The organism is Janthinobacterium violaceinigrum, from assembly GCF_009208555.1.
In the GTDB taxonomy this organism is placed as follows: Bacteria; Pseudomonadota; Gammaproteobacteria; order Burkholderiales; family Burkholderiaceae_D; genus Janthinobacterium; species Janthinobacterium violaceinigrum.
Genome location: NZ_WFLI01000009.1, coordinates 124,528 through 149,118, shown reverse-complemented (window position 1 = coordinate 149,118; position 24,591 = coordinate 124,528). Strand labels below are relative to the sequence as shown.

Here is a 24,591-nt window from a genome sequence, read left to right as displayed (position 1 = left end):
CCCCATGACGACTTGCCCACCCGTGAAAACCACTTGCCCGTACTGCGGCGTCGGCTGCGGCGTGGACGCGGCGCGCCTGCCCGGCGGCGCCATCCGCATCGCCGGCGACAGCAGCCACCCCGCCAACCTGGGACGCCTGTGCGTGAAAGGCTCGGCGCTGGGCGATACGCTGGATCTGGACAAGCGGCTGCTGCAGCCGCAGGTGCGCGTGGACGGCGTGCTGCGGCCCGCTTCCTGGGATGCCGCGCTGGACAAGGTGGCGGGCGGCTTGCGCGCCATCATCGCCGAACACGGCCCCGACGCCGTGGCCCTGTATGTCTCGGGCCAGCTGCTGACGGAAGATTATTACGTGGCCAATAAATTCATGAAGGGCTATGTGGGCAGCGCGAATATCGACACCAATTCGCGCCTGTGCATGTCGTCGGCCGTGGCGGGCCACAAGCGCGCATTCGGCGAAGACATCGTGCCCGGCTGCTACGACGACCTGGAGCTGGCCGACATGGTCGTGCTGGTGGGCTCGAACACGGCCTGGTGCCATCCCATCCTGTTCCAGCGCATCGCGCGCATCCGCGAAAGCCGGCCGCACATGAAACTGGTGGTGATCGACCCGCGCCGCACGGCCACCTGCGAGCTGGCCGATCTGCACCTGCCCGTGAAACCGGGCACCGACGTGTGGCTGTTCAACGGCTTGCTGTGCTATCTGGCGAAGGAAGGCGCGATCGACGGCGCTTTCGTCACCCAGCACAGTGCGGGGCTGGACGAGGCGCTGGCAGCCGCACACGTGGATTGCGGCGATCCCCTGCAGGTGGCGGCCATGTGCAAGGTCGATCCGCACGCCTTGCTGGCGTTTTATCAGGCGTTTGCCGCCACGCGCAAGGTCGTCACGGCCTTTTCGCAGGGCGTGAACCAGTCGTCGAGCGGCACGGACAAGGTCAACAGCATCATCAACTGCCACCTGGCGACGGGCCGCATCGGCCAGCCCGGCATGGGGCCGTTTTCCCTCACGGGCCAGCCGAACGCCATGGGCGGGCGCGAAGTGGGCGGCCTGGCCAATATGCTGGCGGCGCACCTGGAGCTGGACAATCCCCGGCACCGCGAAACGGTGCAGTCGTTCTGGAATGCGCCCCGCATCGCCGCCAAAGCTGGCCTGAAGGCGGTGGACCTGTTCCACGCCATCGAGGCGGGCACGGTGAAGGCCGTGTGGATCATCGCCACCAATCCCCTGGTGAGCATGCCGGACGCCGACCAGGTGCGCCGCGCGCTGGCCAAATGCGAACTGGTGGTGGTGTCGGACATCAGCGCGCAGTCGGACACGAATGCGCATGCGCACGTGCTGCTGCCGGCGCTGGGCTGGGGCGAAAAGGATGGCACGGTGACCAATTCCGAGCGCCGCATCTCGCGCCAGCGGGCCTTCCTGCCGGCGCCGGGTGCAGCGCGCGCCGACTGGCAGGTGCTGTGCGAGGTGGCCACGCGCATGGGCTATGCGGGCTTCGACTTCACGTCGCCGCAAGCCATCTTCGACGAACACGCGCGCCTGTCCGCCTTCCGCAACGAGGGGGCACTGGCGCGCCTGTTCAACCTGATCCACCTGGTGGGGCTGAGCGGTGCGCAGTACGATGGCTTGCAGCCGCAGCAGTGGCCGCAGGGCCAGGCGCGCCTGTTCGGCGATGGCCGTTTCGCGCATGCGGACGGGCGCGCGCGCTTCATTCCCACGGCGCCGCGCGCGCCGCAGAACCTGCCCGGCGAGGACTATCCGCTGATCTTGAATACGGGCCGCGTGCGCGACCAGTGGCATACGATGACGCGCACGGGCAAGGCGGCGAAACTGTCCGGCCACGTGGCCGAGGCGTTCATCGACATCCACCCGCAGGATGCGCTGCTGTACAGCGTGCGCGAAGGCGAACTGGCGCGCATTTCCAGCGCCTGGGGCGCGATGGTGGCGCGGGTCGTGCACGGCGGCGGCATCGCGCGCGGCCAGGTCTTCGTGCCCATCCACTGGAGCGACGCAAATGCGTCCGATGCGCGCGTGGGTGCCGTCGTCAATCCGGCCGTCGACCCCGTCTCGGGCGAGCCCGAATTCAAGCATACGCCCGTGCGCATCGAGCAGTTCCGCGTGAACTGGCATGCGTTCGTGCTGAGCCGCACACCCCTGGCGCTCGATGGCGTGGCGCACTGGACGCGCATCCAGGGCGAGCAGTTCCTGCGCTACGAGCTGGCGGGGCGCCAGCGCATCGATGACCTGGGCGCCTGGGCGCGCGCGCTGCTGGGCGTGGAGGACGAGCATGCCGACTGGCTCGATTACGCGGACGCCAGCGCCGGCGTGTACCGCGCCGTGCACCTGGAAGAGGGGCGCATCGCGCAGTGCGTGTATGTGTCGCCGCGGCCCGACCTGCCGTCGCGCAGCTGGCTGGCCAGCCTGTTTGCGCACGCGCAGATGGACGTGGCGGACCGCGCCGGCGTGCTGCTGGGCCAGCCCCTCGGCAAGGGTGTCGACGCCGGCGCCACCGTGTGCTCGTGCTTTGGCGTGGGGCGCAACACCATTTGCGCGGCCATCCGGGAGCAGGGGCTGACGACGGCGGCGCAGGTGACGGCCTGCGTCAAGGCGGGCGGCAATTGCGGCTCCTGCGTACCGGAGATACGACAGTTGCTGCTTGAGGTGCGCAGCGCGGCCTGAAAATCTGTCCTTTCCGGCACGGCTTTGTTATATTGCCTGCTCTATAACAGAGAGGCAGTGTGATGACAGCAGTACAACACCCCACGGTCTGGCTGACGGGCTTGAGCGGCGCCGGCAAGACCACCGTCGCGCAGGCGCTGGCGCAGGCGCTGAAGGCGCAGGGCCGGGCCGTGGCGATGCTCGACGGCGACCAGCTGCGGCATGGCCTGAATCGCGACCTGGGTTTTACGCCGGAAGACCGGCATGAGAATATCCGCCGCACGGCCGAAGTGGCGCGCCTGATGAACGAGGCGGGCCTGATCGTCATCGCTGCCTTCATTTCGCCGTACCGCGCCGACCGGGCCATGGCTGCCGCCATCGTCGGCGCCGAACAGTTCATCGAAGTGCATATCAGCACGCCCGTTGCCGCGTGCGAGGCGCGCGATCCGAAAGGCCTGTATGCGAAGGCGCGCGCAGGCCAGATCGCGCAATTTACGGGTGTTTCCGCGCCCTACGAAGCACCGCTGTCGCCCGCGCTGAACCTCGACACCCAGGTGCTGGCGCTGGAAGAGTCGGTCGAACGCCTGTGCCGGCTTTTGCAGCAGCGGCTGTAACGGCGGGGCGGCGATGCGTATGAGATTGCGCACACTGCTGCGCAGGTGCTTGCCCGCCAGCCTGAAGGCGCGCATGAGCGTGGTCGTCTTCCTGCTCGTGCTGGCCGCCGTGGCATCGCTGGCGCTGGCCACCCTGAGCGTGGCCGAGCGCGGCATGCGCGACGTGACGGGCCGCCAGCAATACGTATCGCTGGCCAGCGCCGCCGTCTTCATCGATGAAGAACTCGACGCCAAGCGCAATGTGCTGCGCGCGATGGCGGACAGCCTGGCGGCCAGCGGCGCGCACGATGGCGCCAGCCTGCAGCGCTTCCTGGCCGCGCAAACGGTGCTGGGCAAGGAATTCTATTCGGCCGGCGTGGTCGGCATCGACGGCCTGGTCCTGGCCAGCGTGAGTCCGTTCAAGCCGCAGGCGGGGCTGAACCTGAAGGGCCGCCCGTATTTCGAACAGACGCTGGCGACGCGGCGCTCGGTGATTTCCGCGCCGCTCAACGGCAGCATTTCCGGCATGCCCATCGTGGTGGTGACGCAGCCCGTGTTCGACGCGCAGGGCGGCGTGCGCTATGTGCTGGCGGCCAGCGTGAACCTGCGCCAGCCCGATTTCCTGGGGCGCCTGGGCACGCTCAAGCCGGGCACGGGCGGCTACCTGTACATCATGACCAGCGAAGGCGTCATCGTCGAGCATCCCGACAAGTCGCGCATCATGCAGCATATCGAAGCGAATGGCCCCGTCAGCGAACCGACGCGGCGCGCCATGCAGGGCTTCGAGGGCTGGCTGACGGGCACCACCACGCAAGGCGTCGATGCCTTGTTCGCCTATCACCGCATCGCCGCCACGGGCTGGATACTGGCCTCGGTGTATCCGATGCACGAAGCTTTCGCGCCATTGCATGCGATGCGCAGCAGGATACTGCTGGCCGCCGTGCTGCTGGCGCTGCTGGCGGGACTGGCCGGCTGGCGCGTGGTGCTGCGTCTGCTGCAACCGCTGGAGCGCCTGCGCCGCCAGGTGCGCCAGATCCGCCGCCAGCGCCTGGGCATCGAGGCGCTGCAGATCGAGCGGCGCGACGAGATCGGCGACTTGAGCCGCGATTTTTACTCGCTGGTGGCCGAGCGCGAAATCGCCGAGGCGCAGACGCGCGACAGCGAGCGGCGATTGAAGCTGCTGACCGACCATGTGCCCGTGGTGATCGTCTACATCGACCGCGAGCACCGCTACCAGTTCATCAACGCCACGTTTGAAAAATGGTTCGGCATGTCGCGCAAGGAAAGCCTGATGCATTCCATCCGCGAGGTGCTGGGCGAGGAAGCGTACCAGTTGCGCGAAGCCTACCTGCGGCGCGCCTTCTCGGGCGAGGAGGTGGAGTTCGAATTTACCGTCGACGGCGACATCGAGGGCGAAAGCGAGGGTGCGCAGGGCAGGGGCCGGCGCGCCTTCCAGACCAGCTACGTGCCCCATGTGGACGACAGCGGCGCGGTGGCCGGCGTGTATGGCCTGATCCATGAAATCACCAAGACCAAGGCAGTGCATACGGCGCTGCAGTTTGCCGCCGCCACCGACACGCTGACGGGCATCGCCAACCGCCGCCGCTTCGACGAACAGCTGGCGCAAAGCATGCAGCGCACGCGCGCCACGCGCGCGCCGATGGCGCTGGCCTATCTCGATATCGACCGCTTCAAGGCCATCAACGACAGCCTGGGACACCATGCGGGCGACGAGGTGCTGAAGGAATTCGCCGCGCGCCTGGTGCGCAGCGTGCGCGCCAGCGACCTGGTGGCGCGCCTGGCCGGCGATGAATTCGTGATCGTTTTCGAGGGCGTGAAAAGCGCGGCCGAAGTGGGCCAGATCGGCGCGAAGATCATCGACGCCATCCGCCAGCCATTCGAACTGGCCGGCGGCCCGCTGCCCGTGACGACCAGCATCGGCATCGCCCTCTTCCGCGAAGGCGCGCTGACGCCGGCGCTGCTGCTGGACCTGGCCGACCAGGCCCTGTATCAGGCCAAGGGGCAGGGCCGCGACGGCGTGGCGCTGCTCGAGGCGGCGCCGTAGGTTTTACAGGGTAGCAGTCCAGTGATCGAGCTGCTGCGTGGTGGCCGTCACGCCGCCGCACACGATGACCAGCACATTGCGGTAGGGCGCCAGCTGCGGCGCCTTGCCGTAGACGGCCGCCAGCGCGGCGCCGCAGGCCGGCTCCACCACCAGGCGCTGGTCGCCGATAAAGCGCTGGCAGGCGTCGACGGCGGCGCGGTCCGACACCACCACGCTGTGCAGCGGGCGCGTCTGGCTGATGTGGAATGCCTGCGCGCAGACCTGGCGCGCGGCCAGCGAGGTGGCGATGCTGCTCACGGCAGGCAGGGCCACGTGTTCGCGCGCGGCCACGGCGGCGGCCAGCGAGGCGGCGCCTTCTGTTTCCACGGCTACCAGGGCCACGTCGTCCCAGCCATTGCGCTGCAAGCCTTCGGCCACGCCGGCCAGCAGGCCGCCGCCGCCCACCGACAGCACCACGGCGTCCGGCTTCAGGCCCGCGCCGGCCACTTCATCGATCATGCCCGCATGGCCCTGCCACAGCAGCGGGTCGTCGAACGGGTGCAGAAAGGCGTCCTGCGGCGTGAGCATCGATTGCGCCAGCGCGTTGGCCTCTTGCCAGGCGGCGCCGTGCACGATGACTTCGGCCCCTTCCTGCGCGATCAGGGCCCGGGCCCGTTCGCTGGTCGTTTCCGGCACGACGACGATGACGGGAATGCCCAGCTGGCGGCCCGCATAGGCCACGGCGATGCCGGCATTGCCGCCGGAAGAAGAGATGAAACGGCTGGCGCCGCGCCGTGCGTATTCTTCGCAGGCCAGGCCGATGCCGCGGATCTTGAAGGAGCCGGGCGGCTGCAAGGCTTCGAGCTTGAGCCAGATGGCGCGTTCGCTGTGCAGGCTCAGGGCGCGCGAGTTGAGCAGGGGAGTTTCGATGTGCAGGGCCATGCGTGTTCCTGGAAGACGGTCAGGCCTGCATCATAGCCGAAGCGCCGGCGCCACCGTCTCACCCTTGCCGCACGCTGGCTTAATTCAGGGGCACGCTCTTGAGCTGATGCGTGCGCGCCACTTCCTTCATCGCTTCGAGCAGGTCGTCGCGCAGCTGGCGCGGCAGCTTGCCGAAGAATTCCTCGTCGTTCTGGTCGGCCATCTCGGCCAGCACGGGCACCAGCGCTTCGCCTTCCGTGGTCAGTTCGATCGAGTGCTGGCGGCGGTCGGCCAGCAGGATCGACTTGCTGACCATGCCCTTGCTTTCCAGGCGGTCGATCAGCTTCGACACGGCGCCCTTGCTCATGCCCGACACCTGCGCCAGCACCGTGGGCGAGGTGCAGCCCAGGCGGAACATTTCACGCAGCACCACCCATTCGGACACCGTCACGCCGTTGGCTTCCGCTTTTTTCTGGAAGCTGTGGGAAACGTGGTTGGAGACGAAGCGCAGCCAGTAGCCGAGATGGGCTTCCAGCTCGCTGACGGGGACGCTGTTGGAATGGGCGGTTTGCGGCATGGCGGCCGTTTCAAAATTATGGCTCATTTCTTTTCCTTCACTGGGCGGCGTTGCCGGCATGGTTAAGGCCTTCACGCTTGCTGTCGAGTGGTTTGTTTGGGAACAATCATCGTGCTTGAGGTATTTCTAACACTGTTTTCACAGGAAATCACTTACCGGCAAAGAGTTTTTCCTGTTTTTCTTGCTCCAGATAGATAAAAAGCAATATCAAGCGACTAATCGTATTGCCGGAGAGGAAGATTAAAAAAATAACTCATGTTGCATCAATGGTAACATGATTTTTGCCGAATTGATAAATATTTCAACGCGCACCTGATGTCGAATAGCACATGTTGTTTGCGGCACCACTCAGCTGAAGCGTTCCACCAGAAAATCGACGAAGCTGCGCAACTTGGGCGAGCGATAGCGGTCCGGCAGGTAGACCACGCTCAAGGGGCGGCTGGGCAGTGCATGCGTGGGAAACAGCTGCACCAGGCGGCCCGCCCGCACGTCCGTTTCCAGCAGGAAGGCCGGTTGCAGCACGATACCCATGCCATGCAAGGCGGCAACGCGCAGCGCCTGGCCGTGATTGACTTGCAGGCGGCCCGAGACGGGCACGCTGCAAACACCGTCCTCGCCCGTCAGGCGCCAGTGCGCCAGGGCCGCGGGCGAGAAGGACAGGCATTCATGCCGGCTCAGGTCGGCCGGTTCGCGCGGCGTACCCCTGCGCGCCAGGTAGTCGGGCGAAGCGCAGATCATCAGCCGGTAGGGCGCCAGCGGCCTGGCGATCAGCGACGAATCGGGCAGCTGGCCGATACGGATGGCGGCCTCGAAGCCTTCCTCCACCAGGTCGGCCACGCGGTCGCTCAGGGACACGTCGATGCTCACCTGGGGATGGCGCTCCAGGTACACGGCCATGGCGGGCATCAGCGCTTCCGCGCCAAAGGTCAGCGGCGCCGTGACGCGCAGCTTGCCGGCGGGCGCCAGTTGCAGGTTTTGCGCCTGCACATCGGTTTCCGCCACCAGCCTGAGGATTTCCTTGCAGCGCGCGTAGTAATCCTCGCCGAAGGCGGTCAGGTGCTGGCGCCGGGTGGTGCGGTGGAGCAGTTGCATGCCCAGCCGCTTTTCCAGCGTCCGCACGTGGTTGCCGGCCATCGTCGCGGAGATGGCGCTGGCGGCCGCGGCAGCGCTCAGGCTGCCTTTTTCAACGGCCAGTACGTACACCTTCATGCTGTCGAGCAAATCCATTGGCAATTCCTAGTGTTAAATCAATGAAGTAAACCATAGTTTATCTATTCATGATTTTAAATGACACTGCTGTTTTTCCCGCAAGCCTGCGGCCACCCTCATACATATCGCCTGAGAACAGACCATGAAAGCCATCCAACTGACCGCTCCCTCCCTTGCCGCGTTTCGCCAGACCGCGCTGCCCGAACCGCAGCCGGGCCGGGGCGAGGTGGTGCTGCGCATGCGCGCCGCCACGCTCAACTTCCTGGACGTGGCGATTGCCACGGGCAGCTTTGCCGGCGCGGCCTTTCCGCTGATCCCCGTCGCCGACGGCGCGGGCGACGTGGCGGCGCTGGGCGAGGGCGTCTGCGGCCTGGCCGTGGGCGACCGCGTCATCCCCCACTTCATGCCGCACTGGCAGGGCGGGGCCATCACGCCGCACAACGTGGGCGCGATGCGGGGCGTCACCTTGCCGGGCTCGCTGGCCGAGTACGTGGCCGTCCCCGCGGCCAGCCTGGTCGCCTTGCCGGCCCATCTCGATTTCATCCAGGGTGCGGCCCTGCCCATCGCGGCGACGACGGCCTGGAATGCCGTGCGTTCGGCGCAAGTGCGGCCCGGGTCGGTGGTGCTGCTGTTGGGAACGGGCGGCGTCAGCATCTTTGCGCTGCAGTTCGCCAAGGCGTCGGGCGCCACGGTGATCCTGGCGTCGTCCAGCGATGAAAAGCTGGAACGCGCGCGCCAGCTGGGCGCCGATCACCTGATCAACTACCGGGCCACGCCGGCCTGGGATGGAGAAGTGCTGAAACTGACGGGCGGGCGGGGCGCCGACCTGGTGGTTGAGACGGTGGGCGGCGCCACCATCGCGCGCTCGCTCAATGCGGCGGCGATGGGCGGCACCATCTTCACGGTGGGGTTTGTCGGCGGCACGGCCGCCAGCATCGATCTGCTGCCCGTCATCGTCAAGGCCTTGCGCATCGTCGGCAACAACACGGGTTCCGTGGCCGACCTGGCGCAGGCGGCCCAGGCCATCGCCGCGCACGGCATCGTGCCCGTCATCGACCGCGTGTTCGGCATCGACGACACGGCCGCCGCGTACGCGGAGCTGGGCGCCGGCGGGCGCCACTTCGGCAAGCTTGCCATCGCGCACTGAGAAGCGGACACCTGTCCCGCCCGGCGACGGCCAGCGTCAGGCGGCGACGTGCACTTTCACGCTGGCGTCGCGCAAGACCTGGGCAAAGCGGGGCGGCGGCGGCGCATCCGTAAACAGGATATCGACTTGCGCCAGGTCGGCCAGGCGCACCAGCGCCTTGCGGCCGAACTTGTGCTGGTCGGCTACCAGCCACACTTCGCGCGACTGTTCGATGATGGCTTGCGCCACCTTCACTTCGCGCGCGTCGAAGTCGCGCAGGCTGCCGTCTTCGTCGATGCTGGAAATGCCGATGATGCCGATGTCGACCTTGAACTGGCGGATGAAGTCGATGGTGGCTTCGCCCACGATGCCGCGGTCGCGCCCGCGCACCACGCCGCCGGCCACGATGACTTCGCAGGCCGCGTTGTCGGCCAGGATGGCGGCCACATTCAGGTTGTTCGTCACCACGTGCAAGCCCGTGTGCCGGCCCAGCGCGCGCGCCACTTCCTCGGTGGTCGTGCCGATATTGATCAGCAGCGAACAGCCGTGCGGCACTTGCGCGGCGACGGCGGCGGCGATGCGCCGCTTGGCGTCGCTGTTGAACACTTGCCGCTGGCTGTAATCGATGTTTTCCACGGACGAGGGCAAGCCGACCCCGCCGTGGTAGCGGGCCAGCAGGCGCGCTTCTTCCATCTGCTTGACGTCGCGGCGCACGGTTTGCGGCGTCACGTCCAGCTGCTGGGCCAGCTCTTCGACGGACATGGTGACCTTCTGGCGCACCACTTCAAGCAGGCGGCGCTGGCGGGGATTCAAAATCATGGGCTGTCTCTTTAAAAATCACAAACGAACAGAAACGAACAAATAGTATTGAAAATATGTTGCTATGGGTTCGTATTCTGGCGTAACCTTATCCATATTGCATTCGAAATGCATCTGTATTGATCTTAACGACAGTCGCCGGCGATGCCTAGTCTTTCCTCGCCGGCCTTTCCCCGACAGACACGGAGTCCCGATGGCCGCAGCACAGCAAGGTGTGGAGACAGCGATGGAATGCGACGTGCTGGTGGTGGGCGGCGGCATCAATGGCGCCGGCATCGCGCGCGACGCGGCGGGCCGGGGCTTGTCCGTGGTGCTGTGCGAAAAGGACGACCTGGCCGCGCATACGTCGTCCGCGTCCACCAAGCTGATACACGGCGGCCTGCGTTACCTCGAATACTATGAGTTTGGCCTCGTGCGCAAGGCGCTGATCGAGCGCGAAGTGCTGCTGCGCTCGGCGCCGCACATCATGTGGCCGCTGCGCTTCGTCATGCCGCATGCGCGGGGCCAGCGTCCCGCCTGGCTGATACGCGCCGGCCTGTTCCTCTATGACATGCTGGCGAAGCGGGAAATCCTGCCCGCCTCGCACGGCATCGACCTGACGCGCCACGCGGCGGGCAAACCGCTCAAGCCCGAATTCAAGCGGGGCTTCGTGTATTCCGATGGCTGGGTCGACGATGCGCGCCTGGTGGTGCTCAACGCCATCGACGCGGCGGACAAGGGCGCGCATGTGCTGACGCAGACGCGCTGCACGGCGCTGGCGCGCGAGGGGGCTTCCTGGCTGGCCACCTTGCAGCACGCGGGCGGCAGGCAGACGATGGTGCGCGCGCGCAGCGTCGTCAATGCGGCGGGGCCGTGGACGGCCGAGTTCCTGCAGCAGGCGGCGCCCGGCGGACAGGGCCGGCATTTGCGCCTGATCAAAGGCAGCCATATCGTCGTCAAGCGCCTGTTCGCGCATGATCATGCGTATATCTTCCAGCATCCGGACGGGCGCATCGTGTTTGCCATTCCGTACGAGCACGATTTCACCCTGATCGGCACCACCGATCTCGACTACCACGGCGACAGCGGCAAGGTGGAAATCGATGACGAGGAAATTCGTTACTTGTGCGAGCTTTCCAGTTACTATTTCAGCAAGCCCATTGTGCCGGCCGACGTGGTGTGGACGTATGCGGGCGTGCGTCCGCTGGTGGAAGACGCGGCGGCAGACGCCAAGGCCGTCACGCGCGACTACCGTTTCGAGCTGCATCAGGAAGGGGCGCCGCTGCTGAGCATTTTCGGCGGCAAGATCACCACCTTCCGCAAGCTGGCCGAGGAAGCGCTCGATTTGCTGGCGCCGATTCTCGGCAATGCGCAGCCCGCGTGGACGGAACATGCCTGCCTGCCCGGCGGCGACGTGTTCGGCAGCACGCCGCAGAACCGGTCCGTGCGCGAGTTCGGCCAGTTCGTGCAGGACTTGCAGCGCGAGTACGCGTGGCTGCCGGCGGCGCTGGTGGCGCGCTATGCGCGCGCCTATGGCACGCGCATCCATCTGCTGCTCGCGGGGCGCAAGGACGTGGCGGCCATGGGCGAGGAAATCGCCGCCGGCCTGTACGCGGCGGAAGTCGATTATCTGCGGCGCCATGAATGGGCCGTCAGCGCGGCCGACATCCTGTGGCGGCGCTCCAAGCTGGGCTTGCACCTGCCGCGCGGGACGGCGGACACGCTGGGCGCCTGGCTGTTGCAGCACCCGTTATTGCCGTAGGAGCAAGACCGAACACGCTGGCGACCGCGCCCCGCAGAGGGTGCGGCGAAGAATAAGAAATCATCACTGGAGGAGAATCGCGTGCAACTGGTACTGGACAAGATCAGCAGGAAGCAGGGGGCTGACGACTTTTTATATCCGATGTCGCTGGCGTTGGTGCCGGGCGCCATCAACGTCTTGCTGGGCACCACGCGTGCCGGCAAGACGACCCTGATGCGCGTGATGGCGGGCCTGGACAAGCCCAGCGGGGGCACGGTCACGGCCGATGGCGTGGATGTGACGGGCGTGCCCGTCAGCAAGCGCAACCTGGCCATGGTGTACCAGCAATTCATCAATTATCCGGCCTTTACCGTCTACGACAATATCGCTTCGCCCTTGCGCTTGCGCAAGGTGCCCGAGGAACAGATCCGCGCGAAAGTGCTGGCGCTGGCCGAGCGCCTGCACATCACGCCCTACCTGCAGCGCACGCCGGGCGAACTGTCGGGCGGCCAGCAGCAGCGCACGGCGCTGGGACGCGCGCTGATCAAGGATGCATCGTTGCTGCTGCTCGACGAGCCATTGGTCAACCTCGACTACAAGCTGCGCGAGGAATTGCGGCGCGAATTGACGGAACTGTTTTCCAGCGGCAGCACGACCGTCGTGTACGCCACCACGGAACCGCTGGAAGCGCTGCAGCTGGGCGGCCACGTGGCCGTCCTGCACGAGGGACGGCTGCTGCAGCAGGGGCCGACCCTGGACGTCTTCAATGCGCCCAATTCCATCGACGTGGCGCGCACCTTCAGCGATCCGCCCATCAACCTGATCCCCGCGCGCGTGGATGCGCACGGCGTGGCGCAGGCGGCCGACGGCCTGGCCATCCACTTGAGCGGCGAGCAGCGGGCCCGCCTGGGCGAGCGGCGCGACGTGATCCTCGGCGTGCGCGCGCACAGCCTGCATCTGTCGCCCCAGTCCGATGGCGACGTGCCCATCGCGGTGCAGGTGGACCTGGCGGAAATCAGCGGTTCGGAAACCTATGTGCATGCGCGCCGCGGCGAGCTGGCCCTGGTGGCGCAGCTGGGCGGCGTGCACAACCTGGAGATCGGCAGCGCCTGCACCGTGTATTGCCAGCCGCACGCCTTGCTGATCTTTGCCGATGACGGCGCACTGCTGTTTGCTCCTGTGCAAGGAGGGGTGTGACATGGCGCGCATCGAACTGGTCGACCTGGCCCACGCCTACAAACCGAATCCCGCGGCACCGGCCGACTATGCGCTGCGGCCCATGAGCATGGAGTGGCGTGACGGCGGCGCTTATGCCTTGCTGGGGCCGTCCGGCTGCGGCAAGACGACCTTGCTCAATATCATTTCCGGCCTCGTGAAACCGTCGCACGGCAAGGTGCTGTTCGACGGCAAGGACGTCACGCAGCTGCCGACCGAGGCGAGGAATATCGCGCAAGTGTTCCAGTTTCCCGTCATCTACGACACCATGACCGTGCACGACAACCTGGCGTTTCCCCTGCGTAATCGCGGCTGGAAAGAGAGCGAGGTCAAGAAGCGCGTGCAGCAGGTGGCGCAGATGCTGGAATTGACGGGCGACCTGAAGCTGCGCGCCAGCGGCTTGTCCGTGGACGCCAAGCAAAAGATTTCGCTGGGCCGGGGGCTCGTGCGCCCCGACGTGGCGGCCGTGCTGTTCGATGAACCGCTGACGGTGATCGACCCGCATCTGAAATGGCTGCTGCGCCGCAAACTCAAGGAAATCCACCACGAACTGAAGTTATCCCTGATCTACGTCACGCACGACCAGGTGGAAGCGTTGACCTTTGCCGACCAGGTGGTCGTCATGACGCAGGGCGAAGTGGTGCAGACGGGCAGCGCGCAAGCGCTGTTCGAGGAGCCCGAGCACACGTTTGTCGGCTATTTCATCGGCAACCCGGGCATGAACTTGCTCGATTGCACCTTGGACGATGGCGGCGTGCGCGTGGCGGGCCAGCCGCTCGCCGTGTCCGCCGCCGCGCGTGCGGCGCTGTCGGGCGCGCAAGGAAAAATCACGGTGGGCGTGCGGCCCGAATTCGTCGAATGCGTGAAGGCAGGCGAGGGTGGCGAAGGTGGCGACCATTGCCTGGACGCCACGGTGACGGCCGTGCGCAACATGGGCACGCATTACCTGGCGGAATTCCAGCTGGGCGGCGCGACGGTGGCGGCCAAGCTGCGCGCCATCGATGCCGCGCCTGGTGATGCCGTGCGGCTGCGCTTTCCGCCGCAACGCACCTTGTTCTATGTCAACGATAAGCGGGTGGCATGATGATACATAACGGTAAAACCGATAACAACCGCCGCGCCTGGCTTTTGATCCTGCCCGTGCTGCTGTGCGTGGCCTTTTCCGCCATCCTGCCCCTGATGACGGTGGTGAACTATTCCGTGCAGGATATCCTGAGTCCCACGCAAAAAGTGTTCGTGGGTACCGAGTGGTTCCGCATGGTCATGCTCGACGGCGACTTGCACAGCGCCTTGCTGCGCCAGCTGCTGTTTTCCGGCTCCGTGCTGGCCATCCAGATTCCGCTGGGCATCCTGATCGCCCTGTGCATGCCGGCCGATGGCTGGAAGGCGTCGCTGGCGCTGGTGCTGATCGCGCTGCCCCTTTTGATCCCCTGGAACGTGGTGGGCACCATCTGGCAAATCTTTGGCCGCGGCGACATCGGCCTGATGGGCTATACCCTGAACCAGCTCGGTGTTGACTACAATTACAACGGCAATTCGCTCGACGCGTGGCTGACGGTGATGGTGATGGATATCTGGCACTGGACGCCGCTGGTCGTGCTGCTGTGCTATGCGGGCTTGCGCGCCATTCCCGACGCGTATTACCAGGCAGCCCGCATCGACGGCGCTTCGCGCCTGGCCGTGTTCCGCTACATCCAGCTGCCGAAACTGCGCAATGTGCTGATGATTGCCGTGTTGCTGCGCTTCATGGACAGTTTCATGATCTATACGGAACCGTTCGTGCTGACGGGCGGCGGCCCCGGCAATGCCACCACCTTTTTGTCGCAATACCTGACGCAAAAGGCCGTGGGCCAGTTCGACCTGGGGCCGGCCTCGGCGTTTTCATTGATTTACTTCCTGATCATCCTGCTGTTCTGCTTTGTGCTGTACACGTGGATGCAGCGCGTCGGCACGGGAGACCAGAAATGATGCACAAGAAAATGAGCAGCACCATCCTGATCGTCTTTCTGCTGGGCTCGCTATTGCCCATCTACTGGATGCTCAACATGTCGCTCAAGACCAACGAGGAAATCGTCGGCGTGCTGAGCCTGTGGCCCCAGCAATTGACGTTCGCCAACTACCACACGATTTTCACGGACCGTTCCTGGTACAGCGGCTACATCAATTCCATGATTTACGTGGCCTTGAACATGGTGATGTCCGTCACGGTGGCCTTGCCGGCCGCGTATGCGTTCTCGCGCTACAACTTCGTGGGCGACAAGCATCTGTTCTTCTGGCTGCTGACCAACCGCATGACGCCGCCCGCCGTCTTCCTCGTGCCGTTCTTCCAGCTGTATTCGACGGTGGGCCTGATGGATACGCATCTGGCCGTGGCGCTGGCGCACATGGTCTTCAACGTGCCGCTGGCCGTGTGGATACTGGAAGGCTTCATGTCCGGCGTGCCCAAGGAAATCGACGAGACGGCGTATATCGACGGCTACAGCTTCCCCCGCTTCTTCATCCGCATCTTCTTGCCGATGATCAAGTCGGGCGTGGGCGTGACGGCCTTCTTCTGCTTCATGTTCAGCTGGGTGGAACTGCTGCTGGCGCGCACCCTGACGTCCGTCAATGCCAAGCCCATCGCCGCCACCATGACGCGCACCGTGTCGGCGGCCGGCATGGACTGGGGCGTGCTGGCGGCGGCCGGCGTGCTGACCATCGTGCCCGGCGCGCTGGTGATCTGGTTCGTGCGGCATTACATAGCCAAGGGTTTTGCGATGGGGAGGGTGTGACATGGAAAATACCGATAGCACGGCCAGCCTGTTCGGCTGGATGGCGTGGACGCCCGAAGTGGCCGTCTTTTTCATTTGCATCGGCCTGATGCTGGCCGGCATGACGGTGTGGCAAATCCGTTCGCCCAGCATCGAACGCAAGGGTTTCCTGCCCATGCCCACCACGCGCGGCGACCGCCTGTTCATCGGGCTGCTCACGGCCGCCTACGTGAACCTGGCGTGGGCGGGCTTCACGGAAATGCAGCAGGCCATCGGGGCGGGCATCAGTTTTGTAGTGTTGTTGGTGGTAATGCGTTGGGGGTGAGGGCACCAGACATCAGCTACTGCGCGGCGCGCTTTGCGGCCGGCGATGCTCACCGTACTAAAGTACGGTTGCGCTTCTCGGCCACAAATCACTGCCGCTCGCTAAGCTTCTGTCAGGCGCTTCAAATTAGTTGGATGTGTGAAGTCGTAGATGAAAACAGCGGCCCGCCTCCGGCAGGCCGGATGACAACTATAAGGGAGATTCACGATGAAATTGAAGTTCACGGTCTTCGCGGCTGCGGCCATGCTCGTGTCGAATGCGGCCCTGGCCGACGCCAAGCAGGCGCAAACCTGGATCGACAAGGAATTCCAGCCATCCAGCCTGAGCAAGCAGCAACAGCTTGCTGAAATGAAATGGTTCATCGATGCGGCGGCCAAGCTGAAAGCCAAGGGCATCAAGGAAATTTCCGTGGTCTCGGAAACCATCGATACCCACGTCTATGAATCGAAGACCCTGGCCAAGGCCTTCGAGGAAATCACGGGCATCAAGGTGCGCCACGACATCATCCAGGAAGGCGACGTGGTGGAAAAGCTGCAAACGTCGATGCAGTCCGGCAAGAGCATCTATGACGGCTGGATTTCCGATTCTGACCTGATCGGCACCCACTACCGCTATGGCGCCGTGGAACCGCTGTCCGACTATATGGCGGGCAAGGGCAAGGACTACACGAATCCGGGCCTGGACTTGAAGGATTTCATCGGCATCAGCTTCACCACGGCGCCGGACGGCAAGGTGTATCAATTGCCCGACCAGCAGTTTGCCAACCTGTACTGGTTCCGCGCCGACTGGTTCGCGCGCAAGGATTTGCAGGCGAAGTTCAAGGCCAAGTATGGCTATGAGCTGGGCGTGCCGCAGAACTGGTCCGCGTATGAAGATATCGCCGATTTCTTCACGAATGACGTGAAGGAACTGGACGGCAAGAAAGTCTATGGCCACATGGATTACGGCAAGAAAGATCCATCGCTGGGCTGGCGCTTTACCGATGCGTGGCTGTCGATGGCTGGCGCGGCCGACAAGGGCATTCCGAACGGCATGCCCGTCGACGAGTGGGGCATCAAGGTGGCGGCCGACAAGTGCACGCCCGTGGGCGCGTCGATGTCGCGCGGCGGCGCCACCAATTCGCCGGCCGCTGTCTTTGCGCTGACGAAATATATCGACTGGATGAAGAAATACGCGCCGCCGCAGGCAAACGGCATGAATTTCTCGGAATCGGGTCCCGTGCCGGCGCAGGGCGAAATCGCCCAGCAGATCTTCTGGTACACGGCATTTACGGCCGGCATGACGAAACCGGGCTTGCCGGTGGTGAACAAGGACGGTACGCCGAAATGGCGCATGGCGCCGTCGCCGCACGGCCCGTACTGGAAAGAGGGCATGCAGAACGGCTACCAGGACGTGGGTTCCTGGTTCCTGTTCAAGTCCACGCCCGATGACCGCAAGGCGGCCGCCTGGCTGTACGCGCAATTCGTCACCTCGAAAACCGTGTCGCTGAAGAAATCGATCGTCGGCCTGACGTTTATCCGCGATTCCGACATCCGCCACGATTACTTCACGAAACACGCGAACGAATACGGCGGCTTGATCGAGTTCTACCGCAGTCCCGCCCGTGTGGCATGGACGCCGACGGGCAACAACGTGCCCGACTATCCGAAGCTGGCCCAGCTGTGGTGGAAGAACGTGGCCACGGCGATTACGGCGGAAAAAACGCCGCAAGCCGCCATGGATAACCTGGCCGAGGAAATGGACCAGGTCATGGCACGTCTGCAGCGGGCCGGCATGAAGGCGTGCGCACCGAAGCTCAATGCCAAGGGCGACCCGAACCAGTACCTGTCGGACCAGCACGCCCCCTGGAAAAAGCTGGCAAATGAAAAGCCGAAGGGCGAAACGATTGCCTACGATAAATTATTGCAGGCTTGGAAAGAAGGCAAGGTAAGGTAGTCGTGTAAACTCTGCCGCCGCTTTCCCGGGGCACGGGCGCTTGCCCGTGCCTTTTTTACTGTACAGACGTAGTAGCGACCATGACCAAATACATACTTGCTTTAGACCAGGGCACCACCAGTTCGCGCGCCATCCTGTTCGACCACGCGGGCCGGCCGCACGCCAGCGCGCAGCGCGAGTTCCGGCAGATCTTCCCCCAGCCGGGCTGGGTCGAGCATGACGCGGGCGAAATCTGGGCCTCGCAAGAGGGCGTGCTGCAGCAGGTGCTGCGCGACAGCGGCGTGGCCGCTTCCGACGTGGCCGCCATCGGCGTAACTAACCAGCGCGAAACGACGGTGCTGTGGGACCGCGCCACGGGCGAGCCCGTCGCCAACGCCATCGTCTGGCAAGACCGGCGCAATGCCGCCTATTGCGAGCAACTGGTCGAGCAGGGCAAGGCGGACGTGATCCAGCGCAAGACGGGTCTCGTGCTGGACGCCTATTTTTCCGCCACCAAGCTCAAATGGCTGCTCGACAACGTGGCCGGCGCCCGCGCGCGCGCCGAGCGGGGCGAGCTGGCTTTCGGTACCGTCGACAGCTGGCTGATCTACAAGATGAGCGGCGCCCACTTGACGGACACGAGCAACGCGGCGCGCACCATGCTGTTCAATATCCACACCCTGCAGTGGGACACGGATCTGCTGGCGCTGCTGGACATTCCCGCCTCCTTGCTGCCCGACGTCGTGCCGTCCAGCGGCGTGGCGGCGCACACGCATGCTGCTCTGCTGGGCGTGTCGGTGCCCATCGCCGGCATCGCGGGCGACCAGCAGGCGGCCACGTTCGGCCAGGCGTGCCTGAAGCCGGGCATGGCAAAGAATACCTATGGCACGGGCTGCTTCATGCTGATGAACGTGGGCAAGCGCCCCTTGCCATCGAAAAACCGGCTGCTGACGACCGTGGGCTGGAGCTTGGGCGCGGGCAGCGACAAGACCGATTATTTGCTGGAAGGCAGCGCCTTCATCGCGGGCGCGGCCGTGCAATGGATGCGCGACGGCATCGGCATCATCCGCGACTCGTCCGAAGTGGAAGCCTTGGCCACCAGCGTGCCCGATTCGGGCGGCCTGGTCTTCGTGCCCGCGTTCGCGGGCCTGGGCGCACCGTACTGGGACCCGTATGCGCGCGGCACCCTGATCGGCATCACGCGGGGCACGGGCAAGGCGCACATCGCGCGCGCGGCGCTCGAAGGCGTGGCCTACCAGAACGTGGACGTCTTGTCCGCCATGCAGGATGACGCGGGCATCGCACTGTCCGAGCTGCGCGTGGACGGCGGTGCGGCCCGCAACGACATGCTGATGCAGTTCCAGGCCGACATCTTGAATGTGCCCGTGGTGCGCCCCGTGGTAACGGAAACGACGGCCCTGGGCGCCGCTTATTTGGCGGGTCTGGCTGTGGGTTTCTGGCAATCCGAGGAAGAAATCGCTGCCCAATGGCAGGTGGGACGCCGCTTCGAGCCAAAGATGGCGGCCGACGAGCGCCTGACGCGGCTGCACAAATGGCAGCGCGCCGTGGAGCGCTCGCGCGACTGGAGCGAGTGACTGCTTACTGGCCGTGTCTTGCCGTCGCCAGGAAAAGGCACCGCAGGGGCAGGGGAACGATAAGACCGGAGGTCAAGGCGTTCATGGACGCCGGGCCGGTGCCGAGTCCAACAGGGCCAGCAGCGAGCGGCTCCAGATATTCGTCCACGTATTCATGCCATGGCCGCTTGGCACGTAAATTTCCTGCACCAACGCGCCTCTGGAGCGTAGGTCTGCTGCCATCGCGCGCGCATTGGCCAGGAACCCGCTTTCCAGGTGGCCGGCGCCGATGAAGACACGGCGCTCCGTCAGACGGGTATCTGTTCGCGACTTCCATTCCGCGGGCGACATGACAATCGCGCCGGAAAACACGTCGGGCCTGGCCAGCAGCATATCGTAGGCCCAGGCGCCGCCATTCGAATAGCCAGCACTGTAGCGTGCCAACGGAATGTCTTTCCCTTCAATTTCGTGTATGAGGGTCACAGTGGCAAAATGCATGAAGGTGTCATAGCGAGCAGGATGGTAGCCAAATAACAGCTCATCGATGCGGATATTATTAGTCTTTTCTTTGGCTTCCGCTATATGGATGCCCACGAAAACAAAGCGGCTCAAATCGTGCTGATTGAGCACGGCGTTCTTGACCAGGAAAGCCAGCGACTGGCCATCTGCCATGTAAATCACCCGGCAAGCCGTTAAGTTCTGGAGGCAAGCGCGGCCTTTGATGACAGTGACCATGCGCGCACCAAATTCTTGGCTGATTTTAAATGCATGTTCAGTCAGTACCATGCCGGCATTTTTCAACACGGATTGATCGATATCGTTGCGTGGGACAAGGAATTCCTTGCTGCCATGGTAGGTGGCGTTGCCATTCGATGGCTTGGCCACATTAAACAAGCGCAATTCCAGCAGTGATTTATCCATGTCATGCCAGCGAAACTTCGCCGCATAGAGATCATTGCCAAGCGGATCGAGATAAGCCTGTATGTCACAGCAGAGATAAGGCTTGCCCGCGAACGTAATATCGCCAGCGGCGACCTTGGCCGTGATTGTTAGCGTATCGCCTTGTATTGCAAAGGAAAAAGGCTGTTTTTCGCCAGACTCCCGAGATTCTTTGATATCCGTGCTGTTTAATTCATCCTTGCAGGGTTTTGTATATCCCGCATTTTTATTCTCCACACTGCATTTCGTAAAATCGCGTAGGGGAAATTCTTCTTTGTTTTGAGCGAAACTGGAATTGACGAGGCCGAAAGCGGCAATCAAAACCATAAGTAATTGCTGCATTCATTCCATCCTGTTTTTAATTACTGATGAAATGCATAGTACACCGCATAGCCGACAGTTTCCCGGGGAATGGAGTATAAATCGCGCAATTCGAAATAGGGCGCGTGCACGTTGCCGCTGACGGCGATGCCGCTGCGCTCCAAGGCCAGCCGGAAGCGCGGGACGTGGAAATACTGCGTGGCCACCATGGCCGTCTTCCAGCCGTGCTCGCGCATCAGGATTGCCGCATTGCGGGCCGTCGCTTCCGTGGTCCAGCCTTGATTATCCTCAATGATGGCGCTGGCCGGCACGCCGCGCGACTGCAGGTAGCGGGCCATGGACGCGGCTTCGTCGAACCCTTCCTTGCCCGTCGCTCCGCTGACGAGGATGCGGGGCGCCCGTCCAGCCTGGAACTGCGCCAGGGCCGCATCGAGCCGTGCCTGCAGGCGGGGACTGGGCGTGCCGTCCGGGGCAATCGTGTTGCCCGGCACGACGATCATGTCGGCGGGGGCCAGTTTGTCGTTCAGTCCGGCCAGCACCAGCGCGGCGGTGGCCAGCAGGAAAATCATCAACGCCAGCAGGGCGGTCAGTTTCAGTCTACGCATCGTATGCATCCGGCAAATTTTTCGTGAGCGCGACTGTAGCAGATCACGTCCTGCCGTGAGCGTTCGCAAGCCATGCCGGCAGCGGTCCTTCCATGCTAAGCTTGGTGAACTGACAACCTCGCTTCGTCCATCTTGCATCGGAGAACCTGCATGACAGCCATTTCCAGCCTGTTGATCGCCATGGCCATTGCCGCCCAAACGGGCCAGCCTGAACCGGCGGGGCAGTATGACCGCCCGGAGCGGGATGGGCGCGGCGAGGATATCCAGCTCGTGTGCTATGGCGAGGCGGAAAAGATTGTCATGGAAAACCGCTCGGGCATGGAATGGGACAGCGACAAGCACAGGTACGTGCAGAAATCCACCGTGGAGACAGGCAAGAGCCGCTTCGATACGGCCGTCAATGTCAGCGTCCAGGGCAGTGCGGCACAAATCCGCTTGCCCAAGCAACTGGTTCCGCCAATCCACGGCGACAGCAACAATGGCTGGTGGGACTTGATGGACCTGGTCGTCGGCCACGATGAAATTCGTGGCCGTTTCCAGCTCAATAGCCTGAACCGTCCCACCGTGGTGATCAATCGCCGCAGCGGCGTGATCACGGTCGATGGCTTGGTCAAGTTCAGCGGGCGCTGCGACGCCGATGACGGGCACCGGCGTTTTTAACTGCGACCTTGGACGGTGGCCGCCTTGCGCGCGCGCTGGTTCGACAGGTAGATATTGTCCTTTTCCAGCGGCTTGCCCTCGCGCACGGCCGCGAGCCAGTCCTGCGTGCTGACGACGGCGGCGAAATTCGAGTGGAACACGGTGCTGAACACGCGGTGGATTTCCTCGGCGCTGGCCGTGCCGCCCCCATTCGCATAGGGCAGGGTGCCCGTGGCGTCCTGCAGGAATTCGACCTGCAAGCCATCGTGCGCGGCCTGGAAGATGGTGGCCGCGTCGCAGTTGTGCGTCATGTAGCCGATCACCGTCAGGGTGTCGATGCCGTGGCCCTCCAGCCAGGCGCGCAGATCCGTGCCCGCGAAAGCGCTGCCCATGACCTTGTTGATGCGGTGGTCGGCGGCAAAGGCGGCCACTTGCGGATGCAGCTGCCAGCCGTCGCTGCCCTTGGCGAAGATGGGCGAGCTTTCCGGCGCATCGTGCTGGACGACGATCACGGGCACGCCGGCGGCGCGCGCGGCGGCCATGGCGGTGACGATATTCGGCAGGGAAATGTCGACGGATGGATATTCGATGGGCATGTCGCCCGTGAAGTATTCATTTTGCACGTCGATGACGAGCAGGGCGCGGCGCGGGGTGGTGGTCATGGGTTCTCCTGGCATGGTTGAAAGAGGAAGGACTTCCTCGATACCGCCATTCTCAGGCCGGACCTTGCAAACAAAAAGTGGCCTGAAGGCCTATCTGCGATAAAATCGGGCCATGCCTATTCCGTCTTCCACTCCCCTGACCATTGCCGTGATTGCCTTCGACGGCATGACGCCTTTTCACCTGTCCGTGCCTTGCCTCGTGTTTGGCGCCCAGACGGACGAGACCGACCTGCCGCCTTTCCACGTGCGCGTGTGCGCCGCCGATCCCGTGCCCTTGCGCACGGCGGCCGGCTTCGGCATCACGCCCGAGTTCGGACTGGAAGGGCTGGAAGATGCCGATATCGTCATCATGCCGGCCTGGCACGACGATTGCCGCGACGCGGCGCAACCGCTGGTCACGGCGCTGCAGGCAGCCAGCGGGCGCGGCGCGCGCATGGTGGGGCTGTGCCTGGGCGCGTTTCCGCTGGCGCAGGCGGGCTTGTTGGACGGCAAGAGCGCAGCCACGCACTGGGGCATGGCGGAGCGGCTGGCGGCACGCTATCCCAAGGTGAGGGTGGACCGCGAAGTGCTGTACGTGGACGATGGCGCCGTGCTGACGTCGGCCGGCGTGGCGGCCGGCCTCGATTGCTGCCTGTATCTGCTGCGCCAGCTGGCAGGTGCCGAAGTGGCCAACAGGGTGGCGCGCCGGCTGCTGGTGGCGCCGCACCGCCAGGGCGGGCAGGCGCAGTTCATCGAGCGTCCGCTGCCCGTGTCCGGCAGCGAAGGGCGTTTTGCCGACGTGCTGGCCTGCGTGACGGCCAACCTGGGCATGGCCCACAGCATCGATGCCTTGGCCGAGCGGGCTGCCATGAGCCGGCGCAACTTCACGCGCCATTTTCGCCAGGCCACGGGCACGTCGTTCAAGCAGTGGCTGCTGAACCAGCGTCTTGCGCATGCGCAAGGCATGCTGGAAAAAAGCGCAGTATCGATCGATGTCGTGGCGCAGGAGGCCGGCTTTGGCACGGCCCTGTCGCTGCGCCAGCATTTCCGCGCCAGCTTGCAGACGTCGCCGTCGGCCTACCGCAAGCTGTTCCGGCAGCAGCTAAGCCAGGCCGTTTGACCATAGCCTTGCCGGGTCGCGGCTGCCCTGCGGCAGCGCGGCGCTGACGGCGAGCTGCCGCGCAATGAAGGCGGCCGGATCGAAGGCGTGGCGTTCCTGGAAGGACACGGTTTCCGCGCTCATCAGTTCAGCATAGGTTTGCATCAGGGTCGAGGCGCAGCGGTAATTGCCTTGCTCAAGATACGTGTCGATAGCGGCGAGCAGCACGGGGTAGTCCGCATTTTCCTTGCTGCCGCCGAAGTTGAACGACAGCTGCCCGCAGGCGTGCCAGATCGGGTCGCGTTCATTCTGCGGTACCGGCTGCGTGCGCAGCCATTGCAAGGCTTTCAAGGGCGGGCCGCCGAACGAGGGCGGCGAGATGATGGACTGGATCGCCACCCTGACCGCCTCATCGGTTCTTCCCGCGCGCACATACTGGCCGTGCAGCAGCGCCAGCGCATCCGTGTATTCGGGCAGGAGGGCCAGCGCCGCTTCCAGCAAGGCGATGGCGGCCGCGGGGTTTTGCTGGGCAATCGATTCCCTGGCCGCCAGGAAGGCGGCGCGCGGCGAGGCGGGGTCGTCGGCCAAGGTGGGCAGCGCCACGTAGCCTTCTTCGTCTTCTTCGTCTCCGTCTTCTGCGTCGCCGGCTGCCGCATGGGCGCGCAGGAAAGCGGCCAGGCTGGAAAAGTTCGGCTGCAAACGCCATTCGTCATGCCACGTTTCGACGACGATGGGTTCGCTTGCTTCGCGGCCGATGGGCCAGTACAGGCCGTAGGTATCGCCATTGCCCAGCGCGCCTTCGACGAAGGGATTGAAGCCGAGGGGCGGGTAGGGTGCGCTGTGTTGCCAGTCTTGTTCCACCGAGATGTGGGCGAGTTGTGCAGGTAGTAGCATGGAAGTGGCAGAG

Annotated in this window: 22 protein-coding genes; 14 read left to right on the top strand and 8 right to left on the bottom strand. The window is 64.4% G+C overall.

The genetic code is table 11. The features are described from left to right. The first annotated feature begins 4 nt into the window (after positions 1-4). From GCN75_RS10435 to GCN75_RS10425, 3 genes are all read left to right on the top strand, one after another. Positions 5-2,674, top strand: coding sequence for a nitrate reductase (locus GCN75_RS10435; protein WP_152282459.1), 2,670 nt, complete (start codon positions 5-7; stop codon positions 2,672-2,674). Between the two features lie 62 nt (positions 2,675-2,736). Continuing rightward, positions 2,737-3,267, top strand: coding sequence for an adenylyl-sulfate kinase (cysC, locus tag GCN75_RS10430; protein WP_152282458.1), 531 nt, complete (start codon positions 2,737-2,739; stop codon positions 3,265-3,267). A gap of 19 nt (positions 3,268-3,286) precedes the next feature. Continuing rightward, positions 3,287-5,311: a sensor domain-containing diguanylate cyclase gene (locus tag GCN75_RS10425; protein ID WP_193317445.1), complete on the top strand. Its 2,025-nt coding sequence runs from the start codon at positions 3,287-3,289 to the stop codon at positions 5,309-5,311. Positions 5,312-5,314: 3 nt separating this feature from the next. On the opposite strand, the gene GCN75_RS10420 is transcribed toward GCN75_RS10425, so the two are convergent. The 3 genes from GCN75_RS10420 to GCN75_RS10410 all read right to left on the bottom strand — a co-directional run bounded on the left by GCN75_RS10420 (position 5,315) and on the right by GCN75_RS10410 (position 8,015). Next, positions 5,315-6,232, bottom strand: a complete 918-nt coding sequence (locus tag GCN75_RS10420) for a pyridoxal-phosphate dependent enzyme (protein WP_152282456.1) — start codon at positions 6,230-6,232, stop codon at positions 5,315-5,317. 79 nt (positions 6,233-6,311) lie between these two features. Next, on the bottom strand, positions 6,312-6,815 hold the full coding sequence (locus GCN75_RS10415; protein WP_152282455.1) for a MarR family winged helix-turn-helix transcriptional regulator: 504 nt from the start codon (positions 6,813-6,815) through the stop codon (positions 6,312-6,314). A gap of 321 nt (positions 6,816-7,136) precedes the next feature. Then, positions 7,137-8,015, bottom strand: a complete 879-nt coding sequence (locus GCN75_RS10410; RefSeq protein WP_152282454.1) for a LysR substrate-binding domain-containing protein — start codon at positions 8,013-8,015, stop codon at positions 7,137-7,139. Between the two features lie 124 nt (positions 8,016-8,139). On the opposite strand from GCN75_RS10410, the gene GCN75_RS10405 reads away from it, so the two are divergent. Then, positions 8,140-9,144 (top strand): zinc-dependent alcohol dehydrogenase family protein, encoded by a 1,005-nt coding sequence (locus GCN75_RS10405; RefSeq protein ID WP_152282453.1) that lies wholly within the window; start codon positions 8,140-8,142, stop codon positions 9,142-9,144. Positions 9,145-9,180: 36 nt separating this feature from the next. Here the strand turns inward: GCN75_RS10405 and GCN75_RS10400 are convergent, their stop codons facing one another. Continuing rightward, positions 9,181-9,942: a DeoR/GlpR family DNA-binding transcription regulator gene (locus GCN75_RS10400; RefSeq protein ID WP_193317096.1), complete on the bottom strand. Its 762-nt coding sequence runs from the start codon at positions 9,940-9,942 to the stop codon at positions 9,181-9,183. Positions 9,943-10,135: 193 nt separating this feature from the next. Here GCN75_RS10400 and glpD point away from each other — a divergent pair, with 193 nt between their 5' ends. The 8 genes from glpD (at position 10,136) to glpK (ending at position 19,461) form a co-directional block, all read left to right on the top strand. Next, a complete protein-coding gene (gene glpD, locus GCN75_RS10395) occupies positions 10,136-11,683 on the top strand; it encodes a glycerol-3-phosphate dehydrogenase (protein ID WP_226941263.1) in 1,548 nt (515 codons plus the stop codon). An 81-nt stretch (positions 11,684-11,764) separates the two neighbouring features. Continuing rightward, on the top strand, positions 11,765-12,859 hold the full coding sequence (locus GCN75_RS10390) for an ABC transporter ATP-binding protein (RefSeq protein WP_152282452.1): 1,095 nt from the start codon (positions 11,765-11,767) through the stop codon (positions 12,857-12,859). Position 12,860: 1 nt separating this feature from the next. Continuing rightward, on the top strand, positions 12,861-13,961 hold the full coding sequence (locus GCN75_RS10385; protein ID WP_152282451.1) for an ABC transporter ATP-binding protein: 1,101 nt from the start codon (positions 12,861-12,863) through the stop codon (positions 13,959-13,961). After that, the gene (locus GCN75_RS10380; protein ID WP_152282450.1) at positions 13,958-14,845 is read left to right on the top strand and encodes a carbohydrate ABC transporter permease; all 888 of its coding nucleotides are present in this window, start codon (positions 13,958-13,960) and stop codon (positions 14,843-14,845) included. The genes GCN75_RS10385 and GCN75_RS10380 overlap by 4 nt, the downstream gene beginning before the upstream one ends. Beyond that, positions 14,842-15,648 carry a carbohydrate ABC transporter permease gene (locus tag GCN75_RS10375; RefSeq protein ID WP_152282449.1) on the top strand — a complete coding sequence of 269 codons (807 nt, stop codon included), beginning with the start codon at positions 14,842-14,844 and terminating at the stop codon, positions 15,646-15,648. Before GCN75_RS10380 ends, GCN75_RS10375 begins: the two co-directional genes overlap by 4 nt. Position 15,649: 1 nt before the next feature. Next, entirely contained in the window at positions 15,650-15,952 is a 303-nt protein-coding gene (locus GCN75_RS10370) for a DUF2160 domain-containing protein (protein ID WP_405002798.1), read from the top strand. A gap of 207 nt (positions 15,953-16,159) precedes the next feature. Beyond that, positions 16,160-17,887 carry an ABC transporter substrate-binding protein gene (locus GCN75_RS10365; RefSeq protein WP_152282448.1) on the top strand — a complete coding sequence of 576 codons (1,728 nt, stop codon included), beginning with the start codon at positions 16,160-16,162 and terminating at the stop codon, positions 17,885-17,887. Positions 17,888-17,967: 80 nt separating this feature from the next. Next, the gene (glpK, locus tag GCN75_RS10360; protein WP_152282447.1) at positions 17,968-19,461 is read left to right on the top strand and encodes a glycerol kinase GlpK; all 1,494 of its coding nucleotides are present in this window, start codon (positions 17,968-17,970) and stop codon (positions 19,459-19,461) included. A gap of 81 nt (positions 19,462-19,542) precedes the next feature. Here the strand turns inward: glpK and GCN75_RS10355 are convergent, their stop codons facing one another. Together GCN75_RS10355 and GCN75_RS10350 are read right to left on the bottom strand one after the other, a co-directional pair. Continuing rightward, positions 19,543-20,721 carry a hypothetical protein gene (locus GCN75_RS10355; protein WP_152282446.1) on the bottom strand — a complete coding sequence of 393 codons (1,179 nt, stop codon included), beginning with the start codon at positions 20,719-20,721 and terminating at the stop codon, positions 19,543-19,545. Positions 20,722-20,741: 20 nt separating this feature from the next. Next, on the bottom strand, positions 20,742-21,305 hold the full coding sequence (locus tag GCN75_RS10350) for a YdcF family protein (protein WP_152282445.1): 564 nt from the start codon (positions 21,303-21,305) through the stop codon (positions 20,742-20,744). Positions 21,306-21,455: 150 nt separating this feature from the next. On the opposite strand from GCN75_RS10350, the gene GCN75_RS10345 reads away from it, so the two are divergent. Beyond that, positions 21,456-21,965, top strand: a complete 510-nt coding sequence (locus GCN75_RS10345; protein WP_152282444.1) for a hypothetical protein — start codon at positions 21,456-21,458, stop codon at positions 21,963-21,965. Here the strand turns inward: GCN75_RS10345 and GCN75_RS10340 are convergent. After that, complete coding sequence (locus GCN75_RS10340; RefSeq protein ID WP_152282443.1) at positions 21,962-22,606, bottom strand: cysteine hydrolase family protein; 645 nt, start codon at positions 22,604-22,606, stop codon at positions 21,962-21,964. The genes GCN75_RS10345 and GCN75_RS10340 overlap by 4 nt on opposite strands. A 136-nt stretch (positions 22,607-22,742) precedes the next feature. Between GCN75_RS10340 and GCN75_RS10335 the strand changes: the two genes are divergently transcribed. Further along, positions 22,743-23,705, top strand: a complete 963-nt coding sequence (locus GCN75_RS10335) for a GlxA family transcriptional regulator (RefSeq protein WP_405002800.1) — start codon at positions 22,743-22,745, stop codon at positions 23,703-23,705. On the opposite strand, the gene GCN75_RS10330 is transcribed toward GCN75_RS10335, so the two are convergent. Further along, positions 23,688-24,578, bottom strand: coding sequence for a tetratricopeptide repeat protein (locus tag GCN75_RS10330; RefSeq protein ID WP_152282441.1), 891 nt, complete (start codon positions 24,576-24,578; stop codon positions 23,688-23,690). The two genes, GCN75_RS10335 and GCN75_RS10330, sit on opposite strands and share 18 nt — an antisense overlap. Between the last annotated feature and the right edge of the window lie 13 nt (positions 24,579-24,591).